Annotated in this window: 4 protein-coding genes and 1 pseudogene; all 5 read right to left on the minus strand. The window is 65.5% G+C overall.

Translation table 11 applies throughout. The annotated features are described in order from the left end of the window. Window positions 1-2,117 (minus strand): annotated as a pseudogene (locus ACP5M5_RS14145) (hypothetical protein); the annotation flags it as partial. A 60-nt stretch (window positions 2,118-2,177) separates the two neighbouring features. Continuing rightward, complete coding sequence (locus tag ACP5M5_RS14150; protein WP_427938411.1) at window positions 2,178-3,101, minus strand: NAD-dependent epimerase/dehydratase family protein; 924 nt, start codon at window positions 3,099-3,101, stop codon at window positions 2,178-2,180. Then, window positions 3,098-3,664: a dTDP-4-dehydrorhamnose 3,5-epimerase gene (rfbC, locus tag ACP5M5_RS14155; protein ID WP_427938413.1), complete on the minus strand. Its 567-nt coding sequence runs from the start codon at window positions 3,662-3,664 to the stop codon at window positions 3,098-3,100. The genes ACP5M5_RS14150 and rfbC overlap by 4 nt, the downstream gene beginning before the upstream one ends. A gap of 2 nt (window positions 3,665-3,666) precedes the next feature. Next, on the minus strand, window positions 3,667-4,722 hold the full coding sequence (locus ACP5M5_RS14160) for an NAD-dependent epimerase/dehydratase family protein (protein ID WP_427938414.1): 1,056 nt from the start codon (window positions 4,720-4,722) through the stop codon (window positions 3,667-3,669). Window positions 4,723-4,725: 3 nt separating this feature from the next. Beyond that, window positions 4,726-5,448, minus strand: a 723-nt coding sequence (rfbF, locus tag ACP5M5_RS14165; RefSeq protein WP_427938416.1) for a glucose-1-phosphate cytidylyltransferase, incomplete at its 5' end; no start/stop codon positions are given.

Raw genomic sequence — 5,448 nt, forward strand, 5'->3', positions numbered from 1 at the left:
CGGAAATCCGGGTGGCGCGCAAGGAAATCGACCAGCGGATTGGCGGCCTTGGGATCAGCCTCCTGATGGAGAATGCTATAGGAGACGCCATCGAACCACGGCGCCGGGTCATACTCGCGGAACGCCCCATGGATCAGATAATCGAGCAGCGGAATCCGCCCCTCCTTGATCAGATCGGGGCTGCGTTCGGCGATGTATTTGCTATCGAAACAGGGATGCGGCGACAGAAGTTCCTTATAGCCCTGCTGCAGATAATGGAGCAGCAACGGCTTGCTGCCGCGCGCGAGTTCGGGTTTTTGCGCGAGGTAGAATTTCTCGTCGAACAAAGGATGCGGGTTGGCGCCCTGCCCCGGCGGCGAAAGCAGATAATGGAGCAGCGGGTTGATCCCGCTCTCAAACAGTGCCGGCACCTGGCGAAGGTAATACTGGCAATCAAACAGCGGAAACGGATCGGCCAATTCCTCGAGCGGCAGCGTCAGAAATTCCTGCAGATGCGGCGCGTCCGGCACCCGGCCAAGATTTTCCAGAAAATAGACCGGGTCGAACAGGGCATGGGGAATCCGCCGCTCCGTCCCGCGCCCGCCATGCTCGAGGTAATGGAGCAAGGGATTGGCGCCATCGCGCGCCACATCCGGATAGCGTTCGAGATAGATTTTGCCGTCAAACAAGGGATGCGGCAAAAGCCCCTCGGCGGCGCCGAACTGAAGATAATCCGAGAGCGGGTCGCGTGAGCGCGCCCGCCACTCCACCTGCGCGCTATAAAACGCGGTGGAGAATAACGGGTGCGGGCTGACATCGGCGCGCGCGACGGCGCGCAGGAAATGCTCGAACAAGCCGCATGGGGCCTCACGCGCCGCCGGCACATGGGCGGCATAGAAGGCGGGATCGAAGAGCCGCGTCGGCGATAGCGCGCGACAGCGCGGATCCTCAGCGAGCAGGCGGAGATAATCTCCCTCCCCCGGCGCCACCGCCTCCACCTGGCGGCGGAGATAATCGCGATCGATCAGGGGATGGAAATCCCTGCCTTCGCGCGCGCCGAATTCGAGATAATGGGCGAGCGGATTGGCGTCGCCCAGCCGCACATCGGGGTTGGCCTCGACATAAAAAGCGGGATCAAAGAGCGGGCTTGGCGCGAGGCCACGCGCGGCGCCGGTTGTGACGAAATGGGCGATCACGCTGCCGCGCGGCGCCTCCCCGGGCGGCAGAAGCTCGCGGTAATAAGCGGGGTCGAAGCCGGGATTGGGCATCCTGCCCTCCGCCTCGCCGACCAGAAGATAATGCAGCAGCGGGTTGACACCGGCCTCCAGCGCCGCGCGGTTGCGGCGGATGTAGAATACGGCATCGAAGAGCGGGCTCGGCACCAGCCCCTCACGCCAGCCGGTCACAAGAAAATGCTCGACCAACGCGGCCGCGTCGTGCCCGGCGCCATCGCCGCGCTGGCGGGCGTAAAAGCCCGGGTCGAACAAGGGATGTGGGGCATGCCCGGCGGCGGCGCCGAGGCGGAGAAAATGAAGCAGCGGATTAATTTTTCCAGCACCCTCGCTGCCATAGCGCCGGGCATAGAAAGCGCCGCTGAACAAGGGGTGCGGATCAAGGCCCTGCCGCCAACCCTCCAGCAGATAATGGCCGAGCAGCCCGGCCGGCAGCGCTGTCTCCGGGGGCAATTGGCTGCGGTAAAAGCGCGGATCGAACAGGACATTGGGCGCGATGCCGGCCGCTTCACCCTGCGCCAGGTAATGCGCGGCGGGATCGACATCCCCGAGCGAAAGCGGGCAATGGCGCCGATAAAAGGCGGCATCGATCATCCCGAGCGTCTCCAGCAGCCACGCCGCCAGCGCGACCGGCATAGCGCCCGCCCCGTCGAGCAGCGCCGGCAACAGCCCGAGCGCCGTTGCCGCGAGATCGAGCCCAGCACCGGCACGGCGGCCAGACTCGCGGAGCGTGGTGATGGTCCGCGCCATTCGCCCCCGCTCGGCCTTGCGCGCGGTGAGACGGCTCTCGAGATGAGCGATGGTCTCCTCGCGCGCCGCGACGGTTTGCAGCAAAGCATCGCGCTGTTCGACGAGGCCGGCGATATCCCATTTCTGGGCCGCGATCACCGAGCGCAGACGCAGCATCTCCTCTTCGTTCGCGTTGACAGGAGATTTTCGGCCTGTCCCTGTGCCCATCGTCTCGTCTTACACCCCCGCCAGCGCTGCCTCGATATACTCATCCCAGAGCGCCGCCTCGGCAACGGGGGAAAGTCGGAGCGGGTCTGTGTTGATGCGGACCATCGGCTCGGAAAAATCGCTTTGCTCGGCGAGCGTGAGGGTGCAAGCGAGCTTGCTCCGCGCCCTGGTCTCGCGCGCAAAACGCTCGGCGAACGCGCCTTGGGTTTCGACATAAAAACTCGGGCCGAGGCGGGTTTCCGCAGCACCGCCAGGGATTTTCGCCACGAAGCCGGCATAGGCGTCAGCCAGCGCACGAACCGGGACATTGTCGCGGACATAGCGCGGCGTGCGCACCTCGGCGGTCTTGCCCTCGCGCCAGGTGCGCAGAAGATAGGTGCAAAAGCGCGGCTCCTCGAGCGGGCCGAACGGGTTGGCGATGACGAAATGCCCGAGCGGCAGGCCGATCTCGCCGCAGCGATAGCGAAACACCGCCGCCGTCAGCCCCTTCGAGAGCCCATAGGGCGAAAATGCGCGGAGCGGCGTCTCGCCGGCGCCCTCGCCCTGCGCAAACACCGAACCGGTGAGGACGACGCCGCGCAGACCGCGCTCCGCCATCGTTGCGAGCACCGAGCGCAGCCCGTTGGTGTTCGCGGCGAGCGCGGCGGCGACGTCGAAATCCGGGCTGCGGTAATCGCCGACCGCGGCGGCGTGGTGACAGAGGAGATCAAATTTTTCCCCGGCGATCAGGGCCTGAAACTTTGCGTCACCAAACGGGCATGCGGGCACCAAGCGCACCGTGCCTTCGAGCCCCGCGACCCGCGCGGCGCGTGCCCCCGCATAGCCCGCCGCCGCCCCCCGCAGCGGCGCCACAACCTCGTGGCCCGCCGCCGCCAAGGCGTTCGCAAACCAATAGCCGGTGAAGGACGAGGCGCCAGTGAGGAGAATCCTCACCGCACCCCCCGCAGCTGCGCGGTGCCGTGGAATTCGTCATTGAAATCGGGCCAGGCGGCATCCTTGTCAGAGAGAATTTTCGGGGTGATCGGCCAATCGATCGCAAAGCGCGGATCGTTCCAACGCACCCCGCGCTCCGCCTCGGCGGCATAGAAGGCGCTGACGAAATAGAGCGCCTCGGCATCGTCCCCCAGGGTGACAAAGCCATGCGCGCAGCCGCGCGGCACATACATCATGCGGCGATTCTCGGCCGAAAGCTCGGCGCCGAACCAGCGCCCGAAGCTCGGGCTATCGGGGCGGAGATCGAGCACCACGTCCCAGAGCACGCCACGCACGCACCGCACCAGCTTGACCTCGGCGGCGGGCGGCAATTGGTAATGCAGGCCGCGCAGCGTGCCGGCCTCAGCCGTCAGCGAATTATTCGCCTGCACGAAGCGGGTTTCCAAACCGGCTTGCGCGAATTCGCGCTCGCAAAAGAGGCGAGCAAAAAATCCCCGCGCGTCACCGCGTTTTTCGAGTTCGATCAGACGGCAGCCCGCAACCGGGGTTTCATGGAAAATCATCGTCAGACCTCTCCTTCGCGCCAGCGCAGATCGGCGCCGAGCCTGCCCTGTTCGGTCAAATGTTCGAGAACTTTAAGGCGCATCAATGGTGAGTTGCGAAAGTCTGCGTCGGCGAAGGCGATCGCGGCCAGCCCATCGCGCAACGCCGCGATCGAGCCGGCCAGCGTCATCGCCGGCTGATGCGCCGGCGCGAGTTCGCGAAACAGGCGGAAATCGACGCGGTAGGAGCGTTGGTCGGGCGGTGCGGCGTGGTTGATCGAAACCTCCGTCCCCGGCACCGCTGCGGCGACGGCGGCGGCAAGATCGCGGACCTGAAAATTCCACGCATCCGACCCGGCATTGACCGCAAGCCGCCGCCCGCCGGCGCTCTCATCGCGGGTCAGCGCCCAGACGATGGCGCGCGCCATGTCGTTGACATCGATCAGCGGCCGCCAGGGCGAGCCATCGGAGAGCACGCTGATGCGGCGCGCGGCAAGGGCTGCGGCAACGAAATCATTGAGTACGAGATCAAGCCGCAGCCGCGGCGAAAAGCCACAGGCGGTCGCGAAGCGGAGCGACGTCGTCACCATCGCCCCGAGATCGGCCTGGGCGAGCCCCTCCTCGGTTGCGATTTTCGAGCGCGCATAGGCGGTGAGCGGGTTGAGCGCATCGCCCTCGCGGCGCGGCGTCGCATCGGCAAGGCCATAGACGCTGCAGGAGGAGGCAAACACGAAATGCGTGACGCCGCGCGCGGCCGCGAGTTCGGCGAGACGCACGCTGGCGCGGTGATTGATCGCATCCGTCACTACCTCGAAACGATTGCCCATGGGATCGTTCGAAACCGCGGCGAGATGCACGATCGCGTCCACCCCGTCGAGCAAATCGCCGGGGAGATCGCGGACATCGCCGAAATGCTGGCGCTCGAGGCGATGCTCGGGAAGCGGCGCCCGCGCGGTCAGGCAATGGGCGAAAAACGCCGCATCGAAGCCGATCAGGCGCGCCTCCGGCAGCGCCCGCCGCAAATGGCCAACGAGCACCGAGCCGACATAGCCGAGATTACCGGTAATCAGAATGCGCATGGGTCACCAGATCTTCCAAGGCGCCTGGCGAGAGGCCCAAAGCCCCTCGAGCAAGCGGCGGTCACGCAGCGTATCCATCGGGTGCCAGAAGCCCTGATGGAAATGGACCGAGAGCTGCCCCTCCTCGGCCAGCCGCTCCAGGGGTTCGCGCTCCCAAACCGTGTCATCGCCGGCGATATAGGCGCCGACCGCCGGGCTTGCGACGAAGAAGCCGCCATTGATCCAGCCGCCATCGCCGACCGGCTTTTCGGCAAAGCGCGTCACCCGCGCGCCCTCATGGCGAATGGCGCCGAAGCGGCCAGGCGGCTGCACGGCGGTGACGGTGCAAAGCCGCCCCTCCTTGCGATGAAAGTCGATCAGGCCGCGGACATCGATATCGGCAACGCCGTCGCCATAGGTGAGACAGAATGCGTCATCCCCCGCGACATGCGGCAAGATGCGGCGGATGCGGCCGCCGATTTCGGTGGCCTCGCCGGTCTCGACCAGGGTGACGCGCCAGGGCTCGGCCTGCGGGCGGATCACCTCGACGGCGTTGCGGCCGAGATCGACGGTAATATCGGAGCTATGGACAAAATAATTGATAAAGAACTCTTTGATCACATAGCCCTTGTAGCCGAGGCAAATGATGAACTCGTTGATCCCGTGCGCGGCATAGATTTTCATAATATGCCAGAGAATGGGACGTCCGCCAATTTCGACCATCGGCTTCGGTTTGGTTTCCGTCTC

It is taken from the genome of Acidibrevibacterium sp., assembly GCF_049965395.1.
Lineage (GTDB): Bacteria > Pseudomonadota > Alphaproteobacteria > Acetobacterales > Acetobacteraceae > Acidibrevibacterium > Acidibrevibacterium fodinaquatile.

Bases quoted from the DNA above. Each gene is read 5' to 3' on its own strand.
- rfbC (WP_427938413.1), bottom strand. From the start codon at position 3,664: ATGATTTTCCATGAAACCCCGGTTGCGGGCTGCCGTCTGATCGAACTC.
- ACP5M5_RS14160 (WP_427938414.1), bottom strand. From the start codon at position 4,722: ATGCGCATTCTGATTACCGGTAATCTCGGCTATGTCGGCTCGGTGCTC.